At 38.4% G+C, this 2333-nt stretch carries 1 protein-coding gene and 1 pseudogene; one reads left to right on the top strand and one right to left on the bottom strand.

The features are described from left to right. Positions 1 to 232: 232 nt before the first annotated feature. The gene (ubiA, locus tag ACINWC141_RS03800; protein ID WP_000179585.1) at positions 233 to 1111 is read right to left on the bottom strand and encodes a 4-hydroxybenzoate octaprenyltransferase; all 879 of its coding nucleotides are present in this window, start codon (positions 1109 to 1111) and stop codon (positions 233 to 235) included. Positions 1112 to 1216: 105 nt separating this feature from the next. Here ubiA and ACINWC141_RS19290 point away from each other — a divergent pair. Beyond that, positions 1217 to 2306: pseudogene (locus ACINWC141_RS19290) on the top strand (IS4-like element ISAba1 family transposase). Positions 2307 to 2333 lie beyond the last annotated feature (27 nt).

Genomic DNA, 2333 nt, shown 5'->3' on the forward strand with positions numbered 1-2333 from the left:
TTGGGAAAAAAGAAGAGTTTAAGGAAATTTTGGCAATTTTAAGAAAGCAGAATCCTGATAGGATAAGGGTTCTGTGAAATTTGTCGTGTACAGAGATCAATTTCTTATAACTGTTCTGCATATTTCTATCCTTTTATTGTTATTCCCTATCTCTTAATCGAGATCACTCAAAATTAATCATAAAAAAAGCATCCTTTATAGGATGCTTTTGTTGTTATCCGACATACGGCAATTATCTTAGAGCAAACAATATTCCCACAAAAATAATGAGGCCAATCCAACGGTTATGACGGAATGCCCAAAAACATAGCTGTGGATTTTTATCGCGAGTTTTAAACCATTGGTAAATAAAATCAGCAGCAACCAGCAAAAGTGCTAACAAGCCAAATGGAATCAATAAATTTTCCAGCCAAAGTGCAGCACCTATCAATAAAATACTGCTCGCCTGCAGGGTGCTAATAATTGAAATATCATGCTGGCCAAACAAGATTGCAGTCGACTTCACCCCTATCTTTAAATCATATTCACGATCTGCAATTGCATATTGGGTATCATAGGCTACGGTCCAGGCCAGATTACCAAAATATAGAAGCCAGCAGGTTAAATCCGGCGTTTGTCCAACTGCGGTATAAGCCATCGGAATCGACCAGGAAAATGCTGCACCCAAAAAGACTTGAGGTAAATGGGTATAGCGCTTCATAAAAGGATAAATAAACGCTAACAGCAAAGCCCCAAATGACCAGTAAAAAGTTTCGATCGGCAAGAAAAATAGCAGACAGGCGCTGGCAGCCACCAAAACCAGAAATACCATCACCGCTTCTTTGGCGCTGATGACTCCGGTCGCTAGTGGTCGGTTTTTAGTACGCTCCACATGCGCATCGACTTTACGGTCAGCAAAATCATTGATGGCACAACCCGCCGCCCGCATAAAAATCACACCCAAAATCATGGGAATTAAAATTTCAATGCGTGGCATCCCCTGAGCCGCAATCCATAACGCCCACAAGGTTGGCCAAAAGACCAGTTCAGTACCAATCGGGTTATCAAAACGACAAAGATAATAATAGGCGCCAAGACGCTCACGCCAGGTTATTGCTTGTGCAGTTGCCATATAAAGTCAAGCCCTTGAATTTTGTATAAAGTGTCTCTGTACACGACAAAAATAGATAACTCATTGAAATAATGTCACAATAATTGTTTTCTAACGACGAATACTATGACACATCTCAATGAGTTATATCTTATCTTAAACAAATCTCTAAAATGGAACAAGTCACATTTAAAGTGCTTTGCGCTCATCATGCTTGTGATCATTTTAAAGCAAACATGTAATCTTTCTTCTGCATCTAAAGCCTTGCCCATCAAGTGCTTACCACAATCATTTTATCGACGTATGCAGCGCTTCTTTGCAGGTCAGTATTTTGATTATCGTCAAATTTCTCAGTTGATTTTCAATATGTTTTCATTCGACAAAGTGCAACTGACTTTAGATAGAACCAATTGGAAATGGGGAAAACGAAATATTAATATCCTGATGCTCGCAATCGTTTATCGTGGAATAGCGATACCTATCCTTTGGACATTGCTTAATAAACGTGGAAATTCAGATACGAAAGAGCGTATTGCTTTGATTCAACGCTTTATAGCCATTTTTGGTAAAGACCGTATTGTGAATGTGTTCGCAGACAGAGAGTTTATCGGTGAGCAGTGGTTTACATGGTTAATTGAACAAGACATCAACTTCTGCATTCGTGTTAAAAAAACTTCATTGTCACCAATCATTTAGGAAAGAATCATAAAATTAGTGATTTATTTCGCCATCTTAAAGTTGGTCAAATTGAATGTCGTAAACGACGGATTTTGGTTGGTCGGGTGAAACTATATATAAGTGCACTACAGTTAGAAAATGGAGAGCTTTTACTCGTCGTTTCTCCTCAGTTTAATGCCAATGCTATTCAGGATTATGCATTACGCTGGGAAATTGAAACCTTATTCAGTTGTCTCAAAGGACGCGGGTTTAATCTTGAAAATACGCGCTTGACAGACCCTAGACGAGTGAAAAAATTGATTGCGGTGTTAGCTATAAGCTTCTGTTGGTGTTACTTAACGGGTGAAGGCAACATAATCAAAAAAAAGCGATAAAAATAAAGAAGCATGGACGACTCTCAATGAGTTTATTTCGCTATGGTTTAGACTATGTTCAAATGGCGATTCAGCGTTTAATTGGTTTTGGGAAAAAAGAAGAGTTTAAGGAAATTTTGGCAATTTTAAGAAAGCAGAATCCTGATAGGATAAGGGTTCTGTGAAATTTGTCGTGTACAGAGAAAAATTAG

This window comes from Acinetobacter sp. WC-141 (assembly GCF_000313935.1).
GTDB lineage: Bacteria > Pseudomonadota > Gammaproteobacteria > Pseudomonadales > Moraxellaceae > Acinetobacter.

Coding starts and splice junctions, on each gene's coding strand:
- ubiA (WP_000179585.1), bottom strand. CDS start 1,111: ATGGCAACTGCACAAGCAATAACCTGGCGTGAGCGTCTTGGCGCCTAT.